Source organism: Vibrio sp. SSH13-20, from assembly GCF_040104475.1.
Lineage (GTDB): Bacteria > Pseudomonadota > Gammaproteobacteria > Enterobacterales > Vibrionaceae > Vibrio > Vibrio harveyi.
In genome coordinates this window covers 126,182-148,880 of sequence record NZ_JBECOU010000004.1, presented here as the reverse complement: position 1 = coordinate 148,880, position 22,699 = coordinate 126,182, and the positions used below count along the sequence as shown (strand labels likewise).

23 protein-coding genes and 2 pseudogenes are annotated in these 22,699 nt (G+C 45.8%); 12 read left to right on the top strand and 13 right to left on the bottom strand.

Annotation, left to right across the window (positions count from 1 at the left end; genetic code table 11):
* Positions 1–9 precede the first annotated feature (9 nt).
* From ABMY42_RS12700 to ABMY42_RS12675, 6 genes are all read right to left on the bottom strand, one after another.
* Positions 10–1,605: a cytochrome ubiquinol oxidase subunit I gene (locus tag ABMY42_RS12700; protein WP_029788295.1), complete on the bottom strand. Its 1,596-nt coding sequence runs from the start codon at positions 1,603–1,605 to the stop codon at positions 10–12.
* A gap of 89 nt (positions 1,606–1,694) precedes the next feature.
* Positions 1,695–2,294 carry a DoxX family protein gene (locus tag ABMY42_RS12695; RefSeq protein WP_009697956.1) on the bottom strand — a complete coding sequence of 200 codons (600 nt, stop codon included), beginning with the start codon at positions 2,292–2,294 and terminating at the stop codon, positions 1,695–1,697.
* Complete coding sequence (locus tag ABMY42_RS12690; RefSeq protein WP_349266371.1) at positions 2,291–3,022, bottom strand: putative DNA-binding domain-containing protein; 732 nt, start codon at positions 3,020–3,022, stop codon at positions 2,291–2,293. The genes ABMY42_RS12695 and ABMY42_RS12690 overlap by 4 nt, the downstream gene beginning before the upstream one ends.
* Positions 3,015–3,881 carry a DUF692 domain-containing protein gene (locus ABMY42_RS12685; protein WP_010453176.1) on the bottom strand — a complete coding sequence of 289 codons (867 nt, stop codon included), beginning with the start codon at positions 3,879–3,881 and terminating at the stop codon, positions 3,015–3,017. Before ABMY42_RS12685 ends, ABMY42_RS12690 begins: the two co-directional genes overlap by 8 nt.
* Positions 3,869–4,183, bottom strand: coding sequence for a hypothetical protein (locus ABMY42_RS12680; protein WP_009702264.1), 315 nt, complete (start codon positions 4,181–4,183; stop codon positions 3,869–3,871). Before ABMY42_RS12680 ends, ABMY42_RS12685 begins: the two co-directional genes overlap by 13 nt.
* Positions 4,173–5,129, bottom strand: a complete 957-nt coding sequence (locus ABMY42_RS12675) for an MBL fold metallo-hydrolase (protein ID WP_009702263.1) — start codon at positions 5,127–5,129, stop codon at positions 4,173–4,175. Before ABMY42_RS12675 ends, ABMY42_RS12680 begins: the two co-directional genes overlap by 11 nt.
* Before the next feature lie 346 nt (positions 5,130–5,475).
* Here ABMY42_RS12675 and ABMY42_RS12670 point away from each other — a divergent pair, with 346 nt between their 5' ends.
* From ABMY42_RS12670 to ABMY42_RS12645, 6 genes are all read left to right on the top strand, one after another.
* Entirely contained in the window at positions 5,476–6,276 is an 801-nt protein-coding gene (locus ABMY42_RS12670; protein WP_029788291.1) for a PhzF family phenazine biosynthesis protein, read from the top strand.
* 4 nt (positions 6,277–6,280) lie between these two features.
* Entirely contained in the window at positions 6,281–6,700 is a 420-nt protein-coding gene (locus tag ABMY42_RS12665; RefSeq protein WP_005436281.1) for a VOC family protein, read from the top strand.
* A gap of 226 nt (positions 6,701–6,926) precedes the next feature.
* A complete protein-coding gene (locus tag ABMY42_RS12660; RefSeq protein WP_038899300.1) occupies positions 6,927–8,600 on the top strand; it encodes an LruC domain-containing protein in 1,674 nt (557 codons plus the stop codon).
* Between the two features lie 13 nt (positions 8,601–8,613).
* Positions 8,614–9,072 (top strand): hypothetical protein, encoded by a 459-nt coding sequence (locus tag ABMY42_RS12655; RefSeq protein WP_038899301.1) that lies wholly within the window; start codon positions 8,614–8,616, stop codon positions 9,070–9,072.
* Between the two features lie 206 nt (positions 9,073–9,278).
* On the top strand, positions 9,279–10,883 hold the full coding sequence (locus ABMY42_RS12650; protein WP_078609968.1) for an ABC-F family ATPase: 1,605 nt from the start codon (positions 9,279–9,281) through the stop codon (positions 10,881–10,883).
* 165 nt (positions 10,884–11,048) lie between these two features.
* Positions 11,049–11,480, top strand: coding sequence for a VF530 family DNA-binding protein (locus ABMY42_RS12645; RefSeq protein WP_005436283.1), 432 nt, complete (start codon positions 11,049–11,051; stop codon positions 11,478–11,480).
* Between the two features lie 116 nt (positions 11,481–11,596).
* Here ABMY42_RS12645 and ABMY42_RS12640 read toward each other — a convergent pair whose 3' ends face one another.
* On the bottom strand, positions 11,597–12,547 hold the full coding sequence (locus tag ABMY42_RS12640) for a LysR family transcriptional regulator (RefSeq protein WP_349266370.1): 951 nt from the start codon (positions 12,545–12,547) through the stop codon (positions 11,597–11,599).
* A gap of 149 nt (positions 12,548–12,696) precedes the next feature.
* Here ABMY42_RS12640 and ABMY42_RS12635 point away from each other — a divergent pair, with 149 nt between their 5' ends.
* Positions 12,697–13,236: an NADPH-dependent FMN reductase gene (locus tag ABMY42_RS12635; protein ID WP_038899303.1), complete on the top strand. Its 540-nt coding sequence runs from the start codon at positions 12,697–12,699 to the stop codon at positions 13,234–13,236.
* A gap of 63 nt (positions 13,237–13,299) precedes the next feature.
* On the top strand, positions 13,300–14,184 hold the full coding sequence (locus tag ABMY42_RS12630) for a glutathione S-transferase C-terminal domain-containing protein (RefSeq protein WP_272760064.1): 885 nt from the start codon (positions 13,300–13,302) through the stop codon (positions 14,182–14,184).
* Between the two features lie 45 nt (positions 14,185–14,229).
* Here the strand turns inward: ABMY42_RS12630 and ABMY42_RS12625 are convergent, their stop codons facing one another.
* The 3 genes and pseudogenes from ABMY42_RS12625 to ABMY42_RS12615 all read right to left on the bottom strand — a co-directional run.
* Positions 14,230–15,966, bottom strand: a complete 1,737-nt coding sequence (locus tag ABMY42_RS12625) for an ABC-F family ATP-binding cassette domain-containing protein (protein WP_349266369.1) — start codon at positions 15,964–15,966, stop codon at positions 14,230–14,232.
* Positions 15,967–16,306: 340 nt separating this feature from the next.
* Complete coding sequence (locus ABMY42_RS12620; RefSeq protein ID WP_005436288.1) at positions 16,307–16,738, bottom strand: DUF2000 domain-containing protein; 432 nt, start codon at positions 16,736–16,738, stop codon at positions 16,307–16,309.
* A 217-nt stretch (positions 16,739–16,955) separates the two neighbouring features.
* A pseudogene (locus ABMY42_RS12615) lies at positions 16,956–17,210 on the bottom strand (enoyl-CoA hydratase/isomerase family protein); the annotation flags it as partial.
* Here ABMY42_RS12615 and ABMY42_RS12610 point away from each other — a divergent pair.
* A pseudogene (locus ABMY42_RS12610) lies at positions 17,203–17,658 on the top strand (LysR substrate-binding domain-containing protein); the annotation flags it as partial. The pseudogenes ABMY42_RS12615 and ABMY42_RS12610 overlap by 8 nt on opposite strands.
* 92 nt (positions 17,659–17,750) lie before the next feature.
* Here the strand turns inward: ABMY42_RS12610 and ABMY42_RS12605 are convergent.
* Positions 17,751–18,296 (bottom strand): TetR/AcrR family transcriptional regulator, encoded by a 546-nt coding sequence (locus tag ABMY42_RS12605; RefSeq protein WP_029788282.1) that lies wholly within the window; start codon positions 18,294–18,296, stop codon positions 17,751–17,753.
* Positions 18,297–18,483: 187 nt separating this feature from the next.
* On the opposite strand from ABMY42_RS12605, the gene ABMY42_RS12600 reads away from it, so the two are divergent.
* Positions 18,484–19,353 carry an SDR family oxidoreductase gene (locus tag ABMY42_RS12600; RefSeq protein WP_349266368.1) on the top strand — a complete coding sequence of 290 codons (870 nt, stop codon included), beginning with the start codon at positions 18,484–18,486 and terminating at the stop codon, positions 19,351–19,353.
* Between the two features lie 128 nt (positions 19,354–19,481).
* The gene (locus ABMY42_RS12595; RefSeq protein WP_349266367.1) at positions 19,482–20,564 is read left to right on the top strand and encodes an AarF/UbiB family protein; all 1,083 of its coding nucleotides are present in this window, start codon (positions 19,482–19,484) and stop codon (positions 20,562–20,564) included.
* Positions 20,565–20,644: 80 nt separating this feature from the next.
* Here ABMY42_RS12595 and ABMY42_RS12590 read toward each other — a convergent pair whose 3' ends face one another.
* Positions 20,645–20,995 (bottom strand): rhodanese-like domain-containing protein, encoded by a 351-nt coding sequence (locus ABMY42_RS12590; RefSeq protein ID WP_349266366.1) that lies wholly within the window; start codon positions 20,993–20,995, stop codon positions 20,645–20,647.
* 108 nt (positions 20,996–21,103) lie between these two features.
* Positions 21,104–21,715: a LysE family transporter gene (locus ABMY42_RS12585; protein WP_349266365.1), complete on the bottom strand. Its 612-nt coding sequence runs from the start codon at positions 21,713–21,715 to the stop codon at positions 21,104–21,106.
* 103 nt (positions 21,716–21,818) lie between these two features.
* Here ABMY42_RS12585 and ABMY42_RS12580 point away from each other — a divergent pair, with 103 nt between their 5' ends.
* On the top strand, positions 21,819–22,685 hold the full coding sequence (locus tag ABMY42_RS12580) for a LysR family transcriptional regulator (protein WP_349266364.1): 867 nt from the start codon (positions 21,819–21,821) through the stop codon (positions 22,683–22,685).
* The last annotated feature ends 14 nt before the right edge of the window (positions 22,686–22,699 follow it).

Below are 22,699 nucleotides of genomic sequence, written 5' to 3'. Positions count from 1 at the left end.
AGTGCCTCCTTAGTGCTGATCAATCAGTTTGAATGTGTCGGATTGTTTGTCTTTTTTGTTGTTTTCTTCGTGGTGATAGCGACCCGTTTTAAGCACGCTTGGTCCACGTTTGGCAAACTTCACCATCAAGAACATTTCTACAATCAAGAACGCTGTGTAGAGCACATAAACAAACCCGAGTGAAATCCAAATGTCACTTGGTGCGAGGTTAGATACTGCCATATTGACCGGAAGCACCTCACCAATTGCCCATGGCTGACGTCCATATTCGGCAACGAACCAACCTGCTTCACAAGCAATGAAAGGCAATGGAATCGCCCATAGTGCCGCTCTCAATAGCCAAGGGCTCGAACCTAATTTTCTGCGGCAGACTTGGACGAAAGACAAACCGATAATCGCGAACATCAATACCCCACAAGCCACCATGATTCGGAAGCTCCAGAACAGTGGTGCCACTTGAGGAATCGTGTCTTGCGCCGCTTGCTTGATTTGGCTTTCAGTCGCGTCGGTGACGTTCTCGGTGTATTTCTTCAATAGCAAACCGTAGCCGAGATCTTTCTTCATCTCATCGAATTGAGCGATGTTTTCAGGACTGTCGTTACCTGCGCGAAGTTCCTCTAGCATGCCGTAAGCTTGGATACCATCGCGGATACGATCTTCGTTCTGCGCCATCAGATCGCGTAAGCCCATCACTGGCTCATCCAGCGAGCGAGTCGCGATGATCCCCATTAGATATGGAATCTTAATGGCGTAGTCGGTTTCCATGGTTTCTTGGTTTGGTAAGCCAAATAGCGTGAACGAGGCGGGTGCTTCTTCGGTGTGCCATTCGGACTCAATTGCCGCGAGTTTTACCTGTTGCACGTCACCAAGCTCGTAACCTGATTCATCACCCAGCATCAATGTCGACACAATCGCCGCCATGCCAAATGCGGACGCCACCGCAAACGAACGGCGAGCGAAAGAGATATCTCGGCCTTTGAGTAAGTAGTAAGCACTGATGCCCATCACAAACAAAGCACCTGTGGTGTAACCGGCAGCCACGGTATGAACGAACTTGACTTGCGTGACGGGGTTAAACACCACATCAGCAAAGTTGATCATTTCCATTCTCATGGTCTGGTAATTGAACTCTGCGCCGACTGGATTTTGCATCCAGCCATTCGCCATCAAAATCCACAACCCAGAGAAGTTAGAACCTAGCGCTGTCAGCCAAGTGACCGACAAGTGTTGGCGTTTTGACAATCGATCCCAACCGAAGAAGAACATGCCGACTAAGGTGGATTCGAGGAAGAAGGCAATCAAGGCTTCGATGGCAAGTGGCGCCCCGAAAATATCGCCCACATAGTGAGAGTAATACGCCCAGTTGGTACCAAATTGAAACTCCATGGTAAGACCGGTCGCCACGCCCACGGCGAAGTTAATCCCGAATAACTTACCCCAGAACTTGGTCATGTCCTTGTAGATGGTTTTCCCCGTCATGACGTACAAAGACTCCATAACAGCCAGCAAGAAAGACAAACCTATGGTCAGTGGGACGAATATAAAGTGATAGAGTGCGGTACTAGCGAACTGAAACCGCGACAGATCAACGACATCTGCAAACATAAGGACTCCTTCCCGCTACCAGAGTAGCGGGTTAGATAAGGTTATTATTAGTCTGTTTAATTAAGCGTTAAAGCTTGGGTGCACTTGAATTACGCCTTTGCTGGTATGCGAGAGAAAGGTTTTCTCAACCAGTAATCCAAGCTTACATAGCGACCACCGCCGTAGAAGAACAGCACCAGCAACATCACAAAGTAGGTGGCTGCGAACTCCATACCGTTGTTGAGCATTACTGGGTCGCCCAATTCGGTGATGTAGTTGTATCGACCTGGGAAGTTGGTTGCTAACCATTCAATAAAGCCGTTCAAACGTACTGTTGCTTCCATGCCGCTGGTGGCGATGGCATCCCAACCGTGTTTCCAGTGCACCATTGCGCTCGCAACGCTCATCAAGAAAATCATCGGAATCGACATCACTCGAGTAAACAAACCCAAAGCGATACAAATACAGCCAAGCACTTCCGTACCTGCGGCAAGAAACGCTAACAACTCGGGAAATGGTAAGTTCAAACCTCCATCTGCGGTGGACGCGCCAAACCACGCGACGGTGCCAGAGAAGCCCAGCACCTTAGAGCGAGCGCCAACGAAAATGACCGGAATGAGGTAGAGACGAATCGCAAGCAACGCTAAGTAATCGTATCTTTTGCATTTCTCGACGAGACCGTCGAACCAATTGAGGGCTGACTTAATCATAATTTTTCTCCTGAAGGGCGGACGCTGACGAGTCCTAGTTCACTGAAGTGTTGAGCCCACTCCATGAAACTGAATCTGGCGAGTTGCTGAGCAATCATTTGTTGTAGTTGCGCCAGAGTCAGGTTTGGTTGCTGTTGTAATAGCTGAATCAATGCGACATCCACTTCTCTGAGCTTTTGCGATATCACATGATGTTGTGAGTTCCGAAACACGCCATAAAACATAGGGTGACGCCTTTGAGTTAGGAAAGTCACGGAGTCTTGATGCAGCAATAAAGGCACTTCTAGCAGCCTTAATGTTGGGTTGAGTTGCAGCACTTGGTTCTCTTCTAGTATCGGATTCGATGAAGAAGTGAATGCCGCGACTAAGGTGTCAATTTCTACATTGAACGCCACCCATTCATATTCCATCAACGCCATCTGATCGGCAGAAATAGAGCTAGAGTCTTGATGCACTTTCTGCTGCAAAAATTGAACAAACTCGGTGGCAATATGATGAAACTCAGGCTCGGATGCGCCATGCATCACCACAAAGTCATCCACCATGCGCTCAAGTTGTTCATCAGCGAACTGCGAAGAAAATAGAGGGAACGTATTCGCAACGACACCCAAGATGTTGTCGCGGATAAATTCGCTATATCGACACAGCGCATGCTGATTCATAGGCGTGCGAATTAGAGCCGTTAGGGACTCGGTTTGCGCGCGCATTTTGCTCGGAGGATTAAGCATTGAGCACCTCCTTACACAACACTTCGAGTGTTTGACTGAAATCCAAGATCTCGCCATGAATGCTGCGAAGCTCTTCAGCCAGAACAAGCAACGACGGCACATTGTGGTCGCGCTCAAGCAGTAAAGGTTTGCTGCCATGCACCGAGTAGGTGTAACGAGCCAGATCAATCACTTCATCAGGCACTGGCTTTCCATGGGTATCGAGCAAGAAGTCATCACGCTCTTTCAAGTGACCCGCAATGTGGTAATAACGAATCGCGTCGCTTGGTAAAGTACTCAGCATGTCGTAAGGGCAGAAATGATGATTTCGGCTGTTGACGAACACATTGTTGATGTCGATAAGCAGCTCACATCCACTGCGGTCACTCACTTCAGCGATAAACTCGCCCTCTGGCATTTCATGTCCGTAATCGTGGTAGTAAGAGATATTCTCTAACGCCAATGGACGCTGAATAATGTCTTGCACGCGTTGAATGCGTTCGACCAAATACGGAATGTTCTCTTTATGTCGAGGGATCGGAAGCAGTTCATACAAATAGCCCTGATTGTCTCTAGAGAAACTCAGATGTTCGCTATAGATGTCGATATTAAATTCATCGAGAAAGCGTGCGACGTCTCGTACAAAAGACTCGTTTAACGGTTGGCAATCACCAATCGATAAGCTCAAGCCATGAGCGACAAGCGGATAATATTTCGCAATGTCTTGCAGCTGTTCACGTTTCAAGCCGCCAATATTCATCCAGTTTTCCGGTGCTAATTCGAGGAAATCGATATCTGGGTGCTCGGGCAACTGACACAGCAAATCAACGTGTTCGCTGCGCAGCCCAATCCCTTTTGATGTATCGGTTATTGTCCGCATACGCCACCTGTTACTTTGCTTTTGGTGAGTTTGATGGTTTCTTCTGAAGGGTTAATACCTTCGCCAGTCACGCCACATTTGCCGTCACGAGCGCGTACCAAGCGACCTTGTGGATCGTTCTTTAGTTCTTGTTTCTCAAAGCGTTTCTCTGTACCACATTTACCAGCCGCACACTTACCGCCATGTTGAGAGCTGGATTGAGCCTCTACGGGAGCTTCTGTGGGTGCATCGGCAAACGCCATGCTTGAGTTCAAAGTAATGACAGACGTCATCGCGATAGATAGAGCAAGTTTATTGTTCATGAGACATCTCCTTCGCTGCGCTCATTGGGTAGCTAGATAAATCGTGACCAGCAATAACTTGACCGTGGTAGTACTCTTTAACGATCTTGATGGAAGCTGGTTTAAGTTTTAGACCTAAGCCCATCCAGTGGTTAAGCACCAAAAGTTTTGGATTCACTTCTGCGGCGATCTTGCCGACAACCGATGGCTTAGCGTGCATAAACGATGAGACTTCGTCGGCTTCTTCATGAATAGCTAATGGCATCAATAAGATGTCCGCACCTTTAGCGAAGTCGATGAAGTCAGGGTTACTGCCGTTTTGGTCAGCGGAAATCACCATCACGCCTTCGGCACTTTCGATTCGAAAAGCGAGACAAGGAACGTCGCCGTGTGGGATACCCAGTGCGTAAATGGTTAACCCATCTTGCTCGTACACCTTGGTGCCTTGGGAAGTTTTGTATGGCACATCGGTAATGGTGACAGGGAACAAGCCATCGCTGCCATCAAACAAACCGTTCAGATATGCGTACGCGCCTTCATCACCGTCGAAAAGCGCTTTCATGTAACCAGTCAAGCTAGGAAATGCAGAGCCCGCTTCTGGACCCGCGATATCGAGAGGATCTTCACGATCAAAGAAGTACCCCCCTTTTAGCAGGGCTGGAACGTCGGCAACGTGGTCGGTGTGAAAGTGACTTAAACCAAGGAAATCTAAGTCTTCCAGTTTGCCGCCCGCCTGCCCAAAACGCAGATAGACACCACCACCGGCATCGATCATCACGCGTGATTTTCCTTTCCACCAAACCAGTTCACCAGACGAGGCACGAAGGTCATCAGAGATTGGTCCGCCAGAACCAAGAAGTTGCAAAGTAAAATCTTTGTCTAGCGGTTCGAGAGAGAGTGCGTAACTGTTGGCGGCTCCGAGAGATAACCCCAGAGCCAGCACTAACGCTTTTAAAGGCTGTTTCATATCAAATACCTATGAGTTTGATTTTTCTTATTTATTTCCTTTGGGTGAGCATCCAAAGAAGTGTTGAAGAGGCAGGAAAAACGATTTGTTTTTGATGTCCGTCAAAGCACAGGAATAAGATATCCAATATGAATGGTTAATTATATCTAGTAATTTTAAAGTTTCGTTCAGGTAAATTGAACGTTATTAGTTTGAGCTGAACAAGCATCAGAATGTAAAAAGGCACCGTGAAAGGTGCCTTTTATTTGTGTTTTGCAAGAACAATCAGGGCATGCATTGTCGCTTTACCATGAAACCGATAAGCTGTTTGGCACCTTGCCAAAATCGCAATGTTAGGAAGCGCATCATGGATCTCGATATCTACCAAGTGGACTCTTTCACCACCGAACCTTTTAAAGGAAACCCTGCCGGAGTTTGCCTTTCACAAGAACCTTTACCAGAAGCATTGATGTTCTCTATCGCTGAAGAAATGGCGGTATCAGAAACCGCTTTTCTCTGTTTGAAAGACATGCGACTGCGTTGGTTCACACCTAAAGTCGAAGTGGCGCTATGCGGTCATGGCACATTAGCTACAGCGCAAATCTTAAAAGAACAAGGATTAGCAAAGGTTGGCGATACCATTGCCTTTCAAACCCTCTCAGGTGAGTTACATGCAAAAGTAAACCAGTCGACGATTGAGCTCGATTTTCCTGCTACTCAGTTTGAAATGGATGTTGAACAAGACATCGCATTGCTAGCAGGACTTGGATTGAAAGCGGAGCAAGTGGTTTCTTATGCTCAATTTGACAGCAAAGGCTTTATTGAAGTCGACAATGAAAAAACCGTGTTGGAACTCGAGCCTAACTTTGACGCATTAAAGAACATTCAAGGGCGTGGTGTGGTGGTAACTGCTCAATCGAATTCTCCGGATCTCGACTTTATCTCGCGTTACTTCGCCCCCTGGGTGGGCGTGAATGAAGATCCTGTCACAGGCTCAGCCCATTGCGCACTGACTCAGTTTTGGTCGCAAAAACTCGGTCAAAATCAGTTCCGCGCTTATCAAGCCTCAGCCCGCGGTGGACATTTACAAACCGAACTGTTAGAGAACGGACGCATTAAACTGATTGGCTCCGCAAAGACGGTAATCAGCGGAAAACTAAAGGTATAACGCGATGAAACAATCCATTATCCATATTGCTTTGGTCGTAAAAGATTACGATGAAGCGATAGACTTTTATGTGAATAAGCTGAAGTTTGAGCTGGTGGAAGATACGTACCAACCAGAGCAAGATAAGCGCTGGGTTGTGGTTTCTCCACCGGGTTCTAATGGTGTGACATTATTGCTAGCCAAAGCGTCTAAGCCAGAGCAGCATGACTTCATCGGTAATCAAACTGGTGGACGGGTATTCCTATTCTTGAACACCGATGACTTCTGGCGCGACTACAACCGAATGGTAGAGCTGGGCATTCAGTTTGTTCGCCCGCCAACGGAGCAGGACTACGGCACAGTCGCTGTATTTGAAGATCTCTATGGCAACCTGTGGGACTTACTAGAGATGAGTCCAAGCCACCCAATGGCTTCGCGTTCATAGATTCATACTAATTGATATTAACAGCGTCTTTCGGGACGCTTTTTTGTTTTGGGCATTTGCCCCTTCCGTTTCTTCCCAATGTGCTTCACTTTGCTTATCAGCTTAATTCTCAAATTGATAATGGCATTTCAGCCAATATAACTTGTTGTTTTTAAATAAGGTGTTTTCGGCATCATATTTGCGTTAACCCTCTACGACCAACGATTCAGTTGATGAGGGGAATAATATGAAAGCAGGGAAACTTATTGCGCTAACCAGTTGTTGCGTATCGATGTCCGGATACGCACTCACTACCAGTGATTTATCGTTCGAATCAGGCAGCGACAATTCAAATTACACCATCAAGGGTAAACCACTTGAGACCATTTCTATTGCGGATACTTTGCCTCAAGATACCCTGACGAATGTCTATTCGATGCTGCCAGAAGGTACTTACGTCAATACCGCATTTATCGCGCCGGACCGTTATTCTAATATCGACATCGATGATGAACTCAACGGTGCGGATTATGCGACAGCGTCTGTCACTTTTTTAAACGAAGGGGCTGGGTATCGTAATTCTCTCGGGTATTTTGTTTATGACACTGACAACCCGCCAGCAAGCAAAGACGATATTGTCACTCATATGGTTATCTTCCCGAACGCATCCAAAGCGCCTGATGGGGATATGCAAGAAGGGGACACGATTGAACTTGATGTTCAACTGACCGCAGGACAAACCTTAGCTTTCTTTGTTATTCCAAATGGTTGGAGTGCAAGTACTTACAATAACATTCCGTATCTTGGTCCCTGGAATACGCCTTTCTACAGTCTATCCAGCTTGAATCCAGAAACGACCGCTAATTACCGTCGCCACAATGTCGCGTTCTTGGATACTGAGAACGAATTTTTAGTGCTTGGTTTTGAAGACATTCGCCGCCCAAGTGGTGATAACGACTTCAACGATTTGATCTTTACTGTGGATATTTCACCTTTCTCGGCGGTAGATGGCGTGAATACCGATGGCACGACCGACTCGAAATACGAAGTCTTGGTTCAAGAAAATGATCCGGAAGTCACAGTGACATCAGTTTACCCAAGCTCTGATACTTACGCGACGATGGCGTTCGAAGATCGCTGGCCGTTAATGGGTGACTACGACTTCAACGATGTGGTGTGGCGCTATCGTGTAACCGAACTTTTGAATGGTCAACGTGAATTAAAGACCATTACCGTCGATTACACCCTGCAAGCCATGGGAGCAGGCTATTCCAATGGTTTTGCCGTGAATCTCCCTAATGTGGATTCGTCCAACGTAGCATCAGTAACGGTGACCAAAAATGGTCAAGCGGTGGAACATACGGTGCTTCAATCTGGCAGTGAAACAGTGTTGGTGGTATCTGAGAACTTAAGAGCGGAACTGGATGCACTCGGCGTTTTGACATCAGGTTGTACTTATTATCGTACTCAGAGCAATTGTTTGAATCAGCAAGCGACCGATATTCTCAGCTACCAAATGGTGGTTGAACTGACCACGCCAGTCGCACGAGACCAAGTCGGCTACCCGCCTTATGACTCATTCATCTTTGCGGCAGAAGGCACGTACCACGGTGACTTTGTCGCAACCTTCCCGGGGATGACGTGGCAAACCCACCTTAAGTCGTTTTCTGGCACAAGCGAGATGAATAACGCTTTGTACAACTTGCATGACGATGACACGGGCGGTTCAGAATACTTCCTAACCAGTAACAATATGCCTTGGGCAATCAACATTCGTGATGAATGGGATCACCCAACCGAGAATACTGACATCAGTCACGCCTACACAGGATTCCCAACATGGGTAACCAGCAGTGGCGAAACGGATACTGATTGGTACAAGACGGCAGCCAGCGGCAAAGCTATCTCAGCAACGGAATAACAAGGAGCATCACATGAATACTTCGACAAAACTACTGACCATCATGTTTGCTTCAACCTTAGTCGCTGCTTGTGGAGGCGGGGGCGGCGGAGGTGGCGGTTCTTCTACGCCAGCACCAACACCTGTTGCTGACGAGGTTGATGATACGCAAGACATTGTGGCGCAGCGCGACTTTTCTTTTGATATTGGTGAGACGATTACTCTGTCCATGAACTACCAAGGCTCTGCTGATGGTGCATTACACCTCTATACTAAAGCGGCATTTACCACTGAGAATGGGGATGTGATCGCGGACCCTATGTCACGGATCACAACAGTCTACCCAACGCGAACCAGCCAGGTTGAGTTGGAGGTGAATGGTAATTGGACCAAGTTGTACGCACAATGGGTGCCAATGAGCGCTGGTGAATCTGAGAAGAACTGGGTGATTTCGCTGAACCAATCCAACAACAATTACCATCTCGATTTTTAATCCAAGATATTGTCAGTAAGCAAAGCGTGGCGAAAGTTGCGCTTTGTTTTTGATAAAAATCCTTCGCAACATTAGCGTGATCTATATCACCTATTGAACGAATCAGATAGAATGGCGTCCACTTTCAATATGCCCTTTTCTAACCGTATCTCGAAAGTGATTTAACAACTTGTTATTTAAAAGAAATTTCCTTCGAGGACGCCGCTATCATTAGTACAAACAATATCACCATGCAATTTGGTGCCGAGCCACTGTTCGAAAATATCTCTGCTAAATTTGGCAACGGCAACCGTTATGGTCTGATTGGCGCAAACGGCTGTGGTAAGTCGACATTTATGAAAATCCTGAGCGGAGCATTAGCGCCAAGCTCGGGCAACGTTTCTATTACTCCGGGGCTGAAACTGGGCGTATTGAGCCAAGATCAGTTTGCGTTCGAGCAATACAGTGTGATTGATGCTGTGATCATGGGCGACCGCAAGCTCTGGGAAGTGAAGCAGGAACGTGACCGCATCTATTCATTACCAGAAATGAGTGAAGAAGACGGCATGAAAGTCGCTGAGCTGGAAAGCGAATTCGCAGAAATGGACGGCTACACAGCAGAAAGCCGTGCTGGCGATATTTTGCTTCAAGCGGGTATTGAAGAAGAGCTGCATTTTGGTTTGATGCAGCAAGTTGCTCCGGGCTGGAAACTGCGTGTGCTTTTGGCGCAAGCTCTGTTTGCAAACCCAGATATTTTGCTGCTTGATGAACCAACCAACAACTTGGACATTCACACCATCAACTGGTTGGCAGAAGAGTTGAACCAACGTAAGTGTACGATGATCATCATCTCGCACGACCGTCACTTCTTAAACTCTGTGTGTACTCACATGGCAGATATCGATTACGGCGAACTGCGTATTTACCCTGGCAACTATGAATACTTCCTTGAAGCATCTGGTCTTCGTCGTGAACAGTTATTGGCTTCCAACGCGAAGAAAACCGCTGAAATCAATGAACTTCAAGAATTCGTAAACCGTTTTGGTGCGAATGCATCGAAAGCAAAACAAGCCAGCTCTCGCGCTAAGAAGATGGAAAAAATCCAACTCGACGAAGTGAAAGCAAGTAGCCGTGTTAGCCCATCGATTGATTTCGGTGAGGGCAAAAAACTGCATCGTTTAGCATTGGAACTGCAAGACCTTGGGCACTCGTTTGGTGATGAGTTGTTGTTTGAAAAAGGCAACTTGTTACTTGAAGCGGGCACTCGCCTTGCGATCATCGGTGAAAACGGTGTGGGTAAAACGACCTTGCTACGTTGCCTAGTGAACGAACTAGAGCAAACTCAGGGCGTAGTAAAATGGTCTGAAAACGCTTCGATTGGTTACTGCCCACAGGACAGTAGCGCGGACTTCGATAATGATCTGACCATCTTTGAGTGGATCTCACAATGGCGTACCGTGAAGCACAATGACCTAATGGTGCGTGGCATTCTAGGTCGCTTGCTGTTCACCGCTGACGATGCCAACAAAAAAGCGAAAAACTGCTCGGGTGGTGAGAAGAACCGCCTGCTGTTTGGTAAGCTAATGATGCAAGACATCAACGTTTTGGTTATGGATGAGCCAACCAACCACATGGATATGGAAGCAATTGAAGCGTTAAACAGCGCGTTAAAAGACTACACTGGCACTTTGATCTTCGTTAGTCATGACCGTGAGTTTGTATCGTCATTGGCGACTTCAATCATTGATGTAAAAGACAAACAGTTGGTGAGTTTCCAAGGTACATTTGAAGAGTACATGGCACACCAACAAAAGGTGCTTAGCGCTGCGTAACCAAGCGCCGATCATCGTGAATAATTGGACGTAAAGATCGTCTTTGAGACGAAGAAAACAACAGATTATTCGCAATAATGATTTAATCTAAACCTAATAGAGGTAAGGTGGTGAGTACAACGCTCGCCACCCACAATTAAGGAGCCGTTCATGAGCCATGAATTTATGACCGACGAAGAACGTATTGAACTGCAGAAGAACAACCCTCTGCATGGTCTTAAATTAGAAGACATGTTGCAGCAGCTTGTTGACCATTACGGTTGGGAAATCCTCGACACAGCAATGCGTATGAACTGTTTCAACACCAAGCCAAGTATTGCGAGCAGTGTTAAGTACCTGAAGAAAACAGAATGGGCTCGCGAGCGTGTAGAGAACTTTTACCTATACCGCTACAAGCGCATGCCAAAGGCATCTGAATACGAGTACAACCTGCCACCACGCGCACGTACTTTCCGTCATGGATTGGAGCCACGTGAACCAATGGAGCTGACGGTAGAATCGATTCTGGCTTCACAAGCAAAGGCTGCGTCTGCGCACAAAGAGCGTTCAGCAAAGCAACGCTCAGATCGTGCTCGCTTTAATAACCGCCGTCGATAAACTTTTAGTTCTCGTGTGCTTGTAGGCTTGATGCCTAGGTGCAGGATGATTTTGATTAAAAGCCAAACTACCCAGTTTGGCTTTTTTATTGTCTTTTCTTCAGCTAAACCTTGTTATCAAGACCCTAGCTTAATAATCGAAGAGTACATCTGCTGCGGATCTGACTGACGGCTGAATCGCGCTTGGAAGCTCTCCACCACATAATCAATAAAGGCTCGTAACTTTTGCGATTGCTCTTTGTGGTAAGGGTAAACGATATACAGCGCGTGCTTTTCCATCTGCCACTCAGGGGTAATCTCAACCAATTCACCTGAAGCTAACTGAGGCTCAACAAAGAAATCCGGTAGTAGGGCGACACCGAGTCCTGCACATGCCGCTTGGGTGAGTGCCAAACCGCTATTGACGGTGTAAACACTCGCAGGCAGATCAACTTCCAATACCTCACTGCCATTTTGAAATGTCCAACGGCGAGACGTTGAAGAGAGACTATAGCTAAGTAGGCGATGGTTTATAACGTCACGTGGAGATTGAAACGGCTGCGACTCTTCAAGGTATTGAGGGGAAGCGCAAAGTACACGGCGGATATCCAATAGTTTACGCGAGCGTAGGCTAGAGTTACCCAATTCGCCTCCGCCACGAATGGCAATATCAACCCCTTGCTCAATCAAATCAATATGTTCATCACTCATCACCACTTCGATGGATAGCTCTGGATGCAGCTTCATAAACTCACAGATGATGGGATTCAGCTCAATCAACCCTAATGACATCGGCATACTGATTTTGAGTGTGCCCTTTAATGTGTGGGAAGACTCAATCACCGAGCGGTCTGCGTTGTTGAGTGCATCGAGAACCTGACACACTTGCTGATAATAGAGCTGACCATTATCGGTAATGTGCAAGTTACGCGTCGTGCGGTTAATCAAAGGGCTTTTCAAATAGCTCTCTAGTTCATTGATGTTCTTACTTATTGCGGCTTTTGAGAGATTTAAATCTTCTGCTGCCGCGACGAAGCTACCTAGCTCCACCACTCGACGAAATACGGTTAATGCTCTGATCTTATCCACGCATTAGTTTCCTCATGTTTTTATTGTTCACTAATGGTGAACTATATAGCCACTATTATAGTGTTTATTCACTGGTGGGAGTTAATTAATATCACCTCATTCACTGAGTGCCCGACATAAGTAGGGGCAAACGTAATTAGGATTCCACTATGAAAAAGATTGTCGCATTTACTGGTAGCAACAACAGCCAATCAATCCACAGCCTTTTAGTTCAAGCGTTGGCAAACCAAGCTAAACAAACAGAAGTAAACACCATTGACCTAAATGACTTTGAATTGCCAATGTACGGCTTGGACGTTGAAGGTCAGGGCATCCCAGAAAACGCACACAAACTGCGTGCAACGTTAAACGAATACGATGCGATCATCATTGCATCACCAGAGCACAACGGCTCAATGCCAGCATTCCTGAAAAATGCGATTGATTGGCTATCACGTGTTGCACCTCAAGGTACGTCTTTCTTTGGCGACACGAAGAAACCAGTTCTACTGGTGAGCACATCGCCAGGTGCAAACGGCGGCGCAACTAATATCAAAACCATGGCTGAGTTGATGCCTTGGTGGGGTGGCGATGTAAAAGGCACATACAGCCTAGGCGGTTTCTACGACAAGTTCCAAGATGGCAAATTTGATGCTGCGACCTCAGCGGAACTGAGTGAGCTAATGATGTCTTTCGAGAAGTCTCTGTAAGTTATCTATACTCGCATGAGTAGTGATTCATCAGGGTAGCTAATCAAGAAGGTAGGGTAAGATATGGCGGTATTAGAACAAGGCGTTTGGTATCCAAACAAAGACGCAAGTGAGCTGACAGCAGAAGATCAATTCGCGTTACCAAGTCAGATCGAAGCAGGTCGCTATCACTTGTATATGTCGTTGGCTTGTCCATTTGCCCATCGCCCTTACCTAGTGATCAAGTACCTTGGTTTGGATGAGGTCATTTCCATATCTTCCGTTGCAGCAAAGCGTTACAACAATGGTTGGGAGTTTGATGGTGCACATCCTGATCCTCTATACCGCGCGGATAATCTAGCTGCGTTGTATGTGAAAGCGAAAAGCGACTACACCGGACGCGTAACCGTCCCTCTACTGTGGGATAAGCAAAACCATGCAATTGTGGGCAATGATTCAGCCGCAATGGCAATGGACCTCGCTACGAATTGGCTACCTTTGGCAAAACATCCGGTGGCGTTGGTACCAGCCGCATTGCGTGGAGAGATCGAGAGCCTAAATCGATGGCTACACAGCAATGTGAATGGCAAAGTGTATCAAGTCGGCTTTGCAACCTCGCAAGCGCAATATGACCAAGCGAGTAAAACCTTGTTTGATGCGCTAGCGCAACTGGATCAGCGTTTGGGACAGTCGCGCTACTTGCATGGCGAAGACGTTACCCTATCTGACTTGTTCTTGTTGCCAACATTAGTGCGTTTTGAGGCAGTATATGAAATACACTTCAAAGCCAACAAAAAGCCCCTAAAGGCGTACCATAACTTGTATCGTTACATGCTGGATTTGGTTGCCGATGAGCGTATTCGCAGCACCATCGATATTGATTACATGAAGCTGCATTATTTCTTCTCGCACAAGCACATCAACCCAAATGGGATTGTGCCTGCTGGACCTGAGATTGAGTGGATCTAATTCGAATCTAATAAAGAAAGCCGGAGATTACCTCCGGCTTTGTTTTTATAGCTGCGCCGTAATTTCCTCTATCTCTTGCTGCCACTGCTTTTGCATCGCTGGTTTTTGATGTTTGGGTTTTCGCCCCAAATCGGCTTCCAGTAAGCTTTCCAGTTCCAACAGTCTTTCCAGCATTTGCTCTTCGGATTGTTCATCAGACGCGGTGTTTGTTTCCATCGATATTACTTCATTACAATGATGCGATATGGCTGATTTTGGAGCAGTATCAGTTACGCGTTGATACACTTCTTCCGCGCTTAAATACTCCGTCAGTAAGCCATTTGCAATAAACCAGAATCGATTACAGCTTTGTTCTATCAGGCTTCGGTCGTGACTCACCAATAAGGCAGCACCTTCGAAGTTTTGCAGAGTTTCAATCAGCTCTTCTTTGCCTTCCATATCCAAATGGTTGGTCGGTTCATCTAGAAACAACATGTGATAACGAGCGAGGGTTAAGCCAACAAACAGCAGCCTTGCTCGCTCTCCACCACTTAGACTGACGACTTTCTGTTCGTGTCTTGCGTACTCAAATCCTGCACCAATTAGCGAACGTTTTGCCTGTTCACTGCTGATGCTGGCAAACGACTGCAACGCATCCGTGATGGATTGATGATCGTCGAGTTGCCTTAGAGATTGATCGTAGTAACCCAATCGACAACGATCGTGGAAAGTCACACTTTCATGTTGGTTACCTAGGTCGGTTTGGATGGCTTCATACTGACGATAAAGCAGATTCAATAAAGTCGATTTACCGCAACCATTACTGCCTAGAACGGCAATTCGGTCGCTACTTTTCACGCGCATTTCTGTCATATCAAACAAGTGATAATCACTGTTTGGTGGCGTTACTGAGAAAGGCAAAACCTCTAACAGTCGATTTGCTGGCATTGACTCACCTTGAAGTTGTAGCGCCCACGGTGTGCCTTCTGTCAGTTCGGTTTGTTCTTCCTCTAAACGTTCTTTGCGTGCAAACATCGTCTTGGCTTTTCGAGCAAGATCTTCGTTGTCGTAGACTTTGCCCCAAGTGGCTAAACGCTTGGCGCTTTTTTCGATTCGGTCGATCTCTTTCTGCTCGCTGGCATGGCGAAGTTGATCGGTTTCATCTTTCTCTTTCAATGCTTGTCTTGCTTGAGAACAAGGCAAAGAGAAATGATGCAGAGACCGATCTCGCATGACCCAAGTGGTGTTGGTGACGCGATCGAGTAAGGTTTGATCGTGAGATACCAATACGAATGAGCCTTTCCAGTTTGATAGGAATTGCTCTAACCAAAGGAGCGATGGCAAGTCCAAGTGGTTGCTTGGTTCATCCAGAAGCAGCAAGTCAGGCTGATGGATAATCGCACGTGCAAGCAGGAGTCGCATTTGCTGACCTCCGCTGCAATTCTCAACCGGCATGTGTCGTTCTGTGGTCGAAAATCCGAGTTCATCCAATAAGAGTTCGGCGCGCCAAATCTCATCATCGGATAAGGACTCTGCTAACGCATCTAAGACAGAATGTGTACTTAAAGACTCAGGTAAATGCTGTTCAACATAACGCATCAAACATGAACTGGCTTTGGCAACCGTGCCTTGGCTTGGTTCAAATTGACCGTTAAGCAGTTTGAGTAGGGAGCTTTTACCACAGCCGTTATGACCGATAAGACCAATTTTGTCGCCACGATGAATCGTAAACGTTAGATCTTTGAAGATTGGTGTTGCTGTGTGAGAAAGGGTTAATGATTGTGCAGTTAAAAAAGTACTCATAGTGTTCTCAAGAATTTTGGGCGTAAGACGCCGTTGTCATAGCTGACAATAATTCTTCGAGCTTGAGGGAAAGTACTCGGGTGACGTGTTTTCGTCGAAAGGTAATTATTCGCTCAAGTCGAGATTATCGCAGCGCGAAATCTGAAACTCTTGAGCGGTCCTTCATGCCATAAAAACGTGGGTTGATTGAACACCACAAAGACATAAATTCCTCCTTAATTTTGTTGTAAGTGTTGCCACTTTTGGTTGATAGATGCGCTAGATTCTAACCCTAAAAGTGGCAATGTACAGATAGCTTGATGAAAAAATGATGAGAGGATCACCAAGGTATCACGTGCTTTTAGCGGTATAAGCTGAACTTCTTGGTCAATTCTCGAAGAGTTTCAGTCTCGCCGAACAAACAAATGCCCAAATATTCTAGCTCCGCTTCTAATGTGTTTTTGGTGGTTTGCTGTTGAACTTCAGAGCCACCTTCTACCATGGTGTGAGTAAAATCGGAGAAGAGGATGCCTTTATCGAGTGCTTCTTGGCGAAGCTTTCTGATTTTGTTGGAGTTGTCCGCTCTCAAGACGATAAACGGATAGTGGGAGATATTGGGATGAACATTGCCGTCGAGGTCGCGATAGTCGGTGTAGACTGCGTCTCCATCAGAAAGTTGATTGGCAAGGCTTACACTCAAGTGTCCTAATACGTTAACGGCACGTCCCACCTCGACTTTTTTACTGATTACGGCAACAAATCGTTTTTGGTTTTCGTCGGGAAGTTGATTCATGGAAGACCTCGTTTCTCTAATAATCTGGTTATTGTTTAACTGTCTCCATTGTATTTCCTCGCACGCGCAATTTTGTTTCTAACATTGTTGTCGGAAAGCCAAGTTTGCAATAAACGAATGATTTAATCGTTTTTCATGCAATAAGATTCCCCAGAGTTTGTAAATAGAAAAGGCACCAAACGGAAGGTCGGTGCCTAAGTAAATGATGAACTAAATTTTATTGTTTGTTTAGCTCTGCCGCGGTATCAACAAAGATGCCTTGGATGTCTTTCGCTTCACGCTCTGTTTGACCACCGTGTTTTAGGAACGCATCGATGATCGCTGCGGTTTTCTGCTCTTTTGCGCGCTCTAAGAAGTAACGCAACTCTAGCTCTGCACCTGCGTCTTCATCTTTGATAGAGGTTGCGATGATCTCTTTGTACATTACGATGTCACGCACTTCTAATTGGCTAATCACGCCCAATGTTGCCGCCCCAGCGTTTTTAGAAAAACATGGTGAGGTGAACAGTTTGGAGAAATTAGAATCTTTACCCGCCACTATTTACGCCGCCCCAGGTTTGTTATTCGATAAATTCGGCTATCAAGATGCTCAAGGTAAACAACAGCATTTTCAGCTTAATGTCGCTTATAAAGTGAATGATGTGGAAATGTTGGCAAGAAGCGCAGCTGGAGGAAATACGCTTGCTGTGGTGACTGCACAAATGGTTCAAGACGAAATCAAACAAGGCAAGTTGGTGCCGATCATGACGCACTTGAACATTGATGATTTCGGTACTTTTTATGCCGTGTATCCGCACCGAGATGCACCGATCAAAACCAAGCTGTTTATCGACACACTCAAATCCATTGTGGGAGAAGAGACGCCCATTTGGGAGAAGAACATCCCAAACTTCGACAAGATGTATGGGCGAGGGAAGTAGAGCTATTAAGCGACTAGGCTTCATCATATTAATCTAGACAAAAGAGGCTCGACGGAGCCTCTTTTACGTTGATTTTAAATGCGAGTTTGAATCTAAATTAAAATGCGCTCAACTTGCTCAATAATAAACGCTTCTTCTAGTGCTTTACCTAACATCAACTGGTGGTTTAGTAGTCCAAGCATTAGGGTATAAAGTGATTCTTTGTGTTGTGCTGAAACGTAGTTTTCCAGCATCGTCATGTACTTTTGATTCGCTAGTAACATGCATGGATCGGTAGCTACGTTTTCTTGCCCAATCACATCAATATAATCAGACACTAACTTCATCTCTTGGAAGAAACGCGGTGCCATCTGTTGGAAAATTAATACAAAGTTCTCTGCTTGTTGTTCAGGGCTAGCGCTTGTTGCGCTCGGTCTTCCTGCCAATATTTCTGCATCGAAGTTAACCATTGCCTCGGTAGCGGCTTTGAACAGCTCATCTTTACTTTTGTAGTAGTGATAGACCGCACTTTTACTCATGCCAAGCTGTTCACAAAGCTGTCTCATCCCAAGATTTTTGTAGCCAAATTCAAGAAATATACCTGTTGCTTTTAGCGCTATTTCTTCTCGTTTTTTATCGTGATCGACGATTTTAGGCATATTTTTCTCTTTTCGATGGTTAGCGTAATCACGGCAGTATATCACAAGATTCTTTTTTTAGACCAAGTGGGCAAGAAAGATCTTTACCTTGTGTTTGAATCGTACTAACTTAAAAAGACCAATTGGTCCAAATAAAGACTAAGGGACTCTTTGTCTTGTTCCTCTACCAAGAATAGGAAACATCGATATGAAAACGCAGCCTCGAATTTTAATTGTCGGTTCAACGGGTTATTTAGGATCGAATATTGTTGAATTTCTCATGGCGCAGCACGCCGAGTTTAAAGCGTTGGCGAGAAACAAAACCAAGCTCCTTGCGATGGGCTTACAAGAGTCGCAGGCAGTAGAAGCTCAGGTGACTCACCCCGATGAGCTAAAAGGAGTTTGCGAGGGTGTGGACGTTGTTATCTCATGCTTGGGCATTACTCGTCAGCAAGATGGATTAGGTTATTTGGATGTCGACTACCAAGCAAACTTGAACTTACTCGAAGAAGCAGAGCGAGCAGGTGTTGGTAAATTCATTTACATCTCTGCGTTCAATGCTCAGAAATATCCTCAAGTTCGTCTGCTAGAGGCGAAAGAGCGCTTTGCGGGTCGGCTTCTGCAATCAACAAAATTAACCCCTTGTGTGATTCGTCCGAATGGTTTTTTCTCTGATATTACCGAGGTGTACAACATGGCGAAATCGGGTCGAGTGTTTACTTTTGGCGATGGTGAAAACTTGCTTAACCCCATTCACGGAAAAGATTTGGCGAGATTTTGTGTTGAGGCTATCGATAGCACTGAAACGGAGATTAACGTAGGCGGACCGAATGTGTTTTCAGTGAACCAAATTGCTCATCTTGCATTCAAATCTCAGAATAAGCCGGAGAAAAATACGCATTTGCCGGATTTGTTGCGCAGAGCTGCACTCGAAATAGTAAGCCACCTACCAGAGAAGTGGGGCGGTCCTGCTGAGTTCTTCCTGACCATGTTAGGCGGTGACAATATCGCTCCGACTTATGGGCATCATCGACTGGAAGACTACTTTCGCAAGCTCTCTGAAGAAGACAACAGCTGAATCAATTCATCGATTTAAACAGGACTCCACCCAAGTACTCAACCATGACTTTGGTCAGAAAGGGGGAGGTCATGTGCTTCATTGTCGATAAAGTAAACAATATCTGAATCGTTAGCAGGGAGCACTTCATGAACCAACGCCAATTACAGCAGCAAGTATTTGACTTAAGTGATCAAAACTTAATTGTCGGCAATGTGGATCAATGTCCATTGCCACCAGAAATCTTGGCGTTTACGACAGCGAACTCAGAGTATGTTGTCGAAACGTTTGAAAGTGGTTTGACGGCGCAGGTATTTCATATTCGTGTCGGCGGACGAGACTATACGCTCAAGAAAAAACGCCCACAGGCGAAAGTGCAAAACCCTGATGGTCAGTACTCCTTTCTGAATGAAGTTCAACGCCGTCTTGATTTTCAAACTCAAAAAGACAATCCGAATTTAACTGAGGATTTTAAACATATTGTTGAGACTGTTTATGCTGATTATCGTTTAGGGATCATTGTTTCAGATTGGATTGAAGGTTCGCCAATTCAAGCCCTAACTGAGGACTTACTAAGGCAGTTATTCTCGACTCTATTTGTCTGTGAGCGAAGTGGATTGTTTGAGTGGGATTTGTGTTCAGGGAACTTGCTGGTGGATAAACAAGGTCAGCTAAAGTTGTTCGATTTTGGTTATATGTATCGGTTTGACCCGTTAAGAGAGTTCAACAGCAATGGTATGCATGACCCTATGTTTGATGCTTGTGAGCGGTTTGAAACGCGCTTCTTCTCTGGTTGGTTATTGGAGCAAAATTATTCCCGAAAAGAGGCAGTGCAGCTATTCAAAAACGTGAAACAACAAGGCGTTAAGATGCTTGAATATAAGCGGGACTGGTTAGTTCAAAACTATGCCGTGCCAGAAATCGTAGAGCGAGTGCAAACGTCGATGGAAAAGATACAAACAGCGCTAAAATCTGATGCTGAGTTGGAACATCTTTTTACGCTTGAGATGTTTCGTTCGCATGTGCTCGATATTGAAGATGATTTGGATGGTAAGAGTTGCACGCCAAACACAATTAAACGTGTGCAGTTTGTTTTAGATATGCTGCAGCAACATTATGATTTGTTGGTTGAAGGAGGTGCGTTGTTTTATCAAAATGCCGCTAAGAGTAAAGCCGAACTGATTCAAACCTACCAAGAGAAACACGAATTGGTGCTGCAGTACCAACTTTAGTTTTCGGCGTCGAGAAAACAAAAAAAGCACACGAGAGGTGTGCTTTTCCATGCAATTGTCTAGGCAGGTGCTACGTGGCATTACTTCGCTTGTTGCATCTCAATCAAGCCACCTGCGTTATGAAGGTTGGTAAATCCTTGCGATTGTAGGTACTGATACGCTTGCCCTGAGCGATTACCACTGCGGCAGTAGAGCACGATTTGCGTATCTTTATCGACATTAGCAAAGTGTTTATCCAACTCAGAAAGCGGAAAGTTAATCGCATTGTCCAAGTGACCATCGGCAAACTCTTGTGGTGTGCGCACATCGACAACCATTGCGCCTTGCTCAATCCATTGCCAACCCTGCTCTGCACGTTCAGAAGCCAATACCGATGGCGCGGTGAAAGCTAAGCTTAAACAAGTGAATACAATCGGTAGTAGTTTTTTCATTGAGTTCCTTTCCTCAAGGTCAATTACCCTCAACAGTCTTGACGAGGATTATACGTGTGATTATCAAACTTCGATGTGGCATTGGTCGAAATGTCGTAATTCAGTGTGTTATGACTTTAACCCTAGCATGGCACCAAACACCAATAATCCAGCGCCACAAGCTTGGTTCAACCTGTGTTTCACGTGCAGTAATAAACTCTGTAATCGAGGTGAGGTAAATAAGATGGCAACCATAGAAAACCAAATCCCGTGCAGCGCAATCATGTAGACTCCGTAGCCTAAAGCTAAGTGCTGCGATGCTGCATTCGGGTCGATGACTTGGCTAAAGATACTTAAGAAAAACAACATGGTTTTTGGGTTAAGTACGTTGCACAAAAAGCCTTGGAAAAAGAACTGCCAAATGGAGATGCTTTCTTGTGTTTCCCCCTCTATCTTCTGCTGAGAATCAGCCCCAAAAATCCCTTTCAATCCGAGATAGATCAGATAAGCCGCACCTAAGTAGCGAATCAAGCTGAACAACCATTCGTTCTGTGAAATTAAGTAACTGATGCCAAGCAATGAATAGGTAATGTGCACCGAAATCGCAAGACTGATGCCCACGGCGCTCCAAATTCCGGCTTGTCTGCCCCTGTTGAGGCTGTTTCTAAGAACCAAGACCAAATCGGCTCCGGGACTGATAACGATGAGTATGCCTAATAAGGCAAGGCTGAAAAGCTCCATGGTGTTTCCTGTTTCTTTGTTGTTATGAATGAGGCAATTGTAGGTCGAGAGTTCGGAGACTATAATCGAAACAAATTCCGCTAAGTGTGAGAAAAAGTCACAGATGAGGCATCTTAAATCCTTCCATGTTTTCCATGTCGCAGCATCGTCTGCGAGTTTTAGTGAGGCAGCAAATAAGCTCAGTATTACGCATGGCGCAGTGAGTAAGCAGATCAAAGTGTTGGAGACCTATCTGGCTCAGCCTCTGTTCTACAAACAGGGGCGCAATATGCTGCTCACTAAAGAGGGTGAGATGCTGAAAAGCTATACCGAGCAAGCATTCCAAGCGTTGGAAACTGGCATGAACAAGCTGGTGCAGGAGAAGCACCAATACCTTGAAGTCTCTTGTGAGCCAACGTTAACCATGCGTTGGTTGATGCCAAGGCTTTCCGCGTTTAATGATGGTTGTGACGCAGACGTTCGGCTTTCGACTGCGGGAGGACCTGTAACGCTCGGCTCGAAAGGGCTTGCTATGGCAATTCGTCGAGATGACTTTGAGCCTTTGTATCACTACCCCAAAACCAAGCTGGTGGAAGAGTGGGTGGGTCCCGTGTTTTCACCTGAATACTGGCAGCAAGTGAAAAGTGATTTGAACTCCGTGAAGCTATTACACAGCCAAACCAGACCCGAAGCTTGGCAAGAATGGATGCAGCGCTCTGGTGATGCGTCGATGAATAGCAAAGCAGAACAGTCTTTCGCACATTTCTATTTCTGCATTCAAGCTGCGGTGGATGGCTTAGGCGCGGCGATGGGCTCTTATCCTCTGGTGATGGACGATCTCAAACGCGGTAACCTTGTCGCGCCATTTGGTTTTGTGCCGTCAGGGCATGACTATGTCTTATTGACTCAAGACAAAGCACGTTCTGAACTGGAACAAAAATTTGTCCATTGGCTGCAAAACCAAATGGCGGAGTGTGTGCCTTGCACCTAAGAAACAGAGAGAGA

What these genes read in the sequence shown, in the direction of transcription:
- ABMY42_RS12700 (WP_029788295.1), bottom strand. Translation starts at nt 1,605, where the DNA reads ATGTTTGCAGATGTCGTTGATCTGTCGCGGTTTCAGTTCGCTAGTACC.
- ABMY42_RS12695 (WP_009697956.1), bottom strand. Translation starts at nt 2,294, where the DNA reads ATGATTAAGTCAGCCCTCAATTGGTTCGACGGTCTCGTCGAGAAATGC.
- ABMY42_RS12690 (WP_349266371.1), bottom strand. Translation starts at nt 3,022, where the DNA reads ATGCTTAATCCTCCGAGCAAAATGCGCGCGCAAACCGAGTCCCTAACG.
- ABMY42_RS12685 (WP_010453176.1), bottom strand. Translation starts at nt 3,881, where the DNA reads ATGCGGACAATAACCGATACATCAAAAGGGATTGGGCTGCGCAGCGAA.
- ABMY42_RS12680 (WP_009702264.1), bottom strand. Translation starts at nt 4,183, where the DNA reads ATGAACAATAAACTTGCTCTATCTATCGCGATGACGTCTGTCATTACT.
- ABMY42_RS12675 (WP_009702263.1), bottom strand. Translation starts at nt 5,129, where the DNA reads ATGAAACAGCCTTTAAAAGCGTTAGTGCTGGCTCTGGGGTTATCTCTC.
- ABMY42_RS12670 (WP_029788291.1), top strand. Translation starts at nt 5,476, where the DNA reads ATGGATCTCGATATCTACCAAGTGGACTCTTTCACCACCGAACCTTTT.
- ABMY42_RS12665 (WP_005436281.1), top strand. Translation starts at nt 6,281, where the DNA reads ATGAAACAATCCATTATCCATATTGCTTTGGTCGTAAAAGATTACGAT.
- ABMY42_RS12660 (WP_038899300.1), top strand. Translation starts at nt 6,927, where the DNA reads ATGAAAGCAGGGAAACTTATTGCGCTAACCAGTTGTTGCGTATCGATG.
- ABMY42_RS12655 (WP_038899301.1), top strand. Translation starts at nt 8,614, where the DNA reads ATGAATACTTCGACAAAACTACTGACCATCATGTTTGCTTCAACCTTA.
- ABMY42_RS12645 (WP_005436283.1), top strand. Translation starts at nt 11,049, where the DNA reads ATGACCGACGAAGAACGTATTGAACTGCAGAAGAACAACCCTCTGCAT.
- ABMY42_RS12635 (WP_038899303.1), top strand. Translation starts at nt 12,697, where the DNA reads ATGAAAAAGATTGTCGCATTTACTGGTAGCAACAACAGCCAATCAATC.
- ABMY42_RS12630 (WP_272760064.1), top strand. Translation starts at nt 13,300, where the DNA reads ATGGCGGTATTAGAACAAGGCGTTTGGTATCCAAACAAAGACGCAAGT.
- ABMY42_RS12625 (WP_349266369.1), bottom strand. Translation starts at nt 15,966, where the DNA reads ATGAGTACTTTTTTAACTGCACAATCATTAACCCTTTCTCACACAGCA.
- ABMY42_RS12620 (WP_005436288.1), bottom strand. Translation starts at nt 16,738, where the DNA reads ATGAATCAACTTCCCGACGAAAACCAAAAACGATTTGTTGCCGTAATC.
- ABMY42_RS12605 (WP_029788282.1), bottom strand. Translation starts at nt 18,296, where the DNA reads ATGCCTAAAATCGTCGATCACGATAAAAAACGAGAAGAAATAGCGCTA.
- ABMY42_RS12600 (WP_349266368.1), top strand. Translation starts at nt 18,484, where the DNA reads ATGAAAACGCAGCCTCGAATTTTAATTGTCGGTTCAACGGGTTATTTA.
- ABMY42_RS12595 (WP_349266367.1), top strand. Translation starts at nt 19,482, where the DNA reads ATGAACCAACGCCAATTACAGCAGCAAGTATTTGACTTAAGTGATCAA.
- ABMY42_RS12590 (WP_349266366.1), bottom strand. Translation starts at nt 20,995, where the DNA reads ATGAAAAAACTACTACCGATTGTATTCACTTGTTTAAGCTTAGCTTTC.
- ABMY42_RS12585 (WP_349266365.1), bottom strand. Translation starts at nt 21,715, where the DNA reads ATGGAGCTTTTCAGCCTTGCCTTATTAGGCATACTCATCGTTATCAGT.
- ABMY42_RS12580 (WP_349266364.1), top strand. Translation starts at nt 21,819, where the DNA reads ATGAGGCATCTTAAATCCTTCCATGTTTTCCATGTCGCAGCATCGTCT.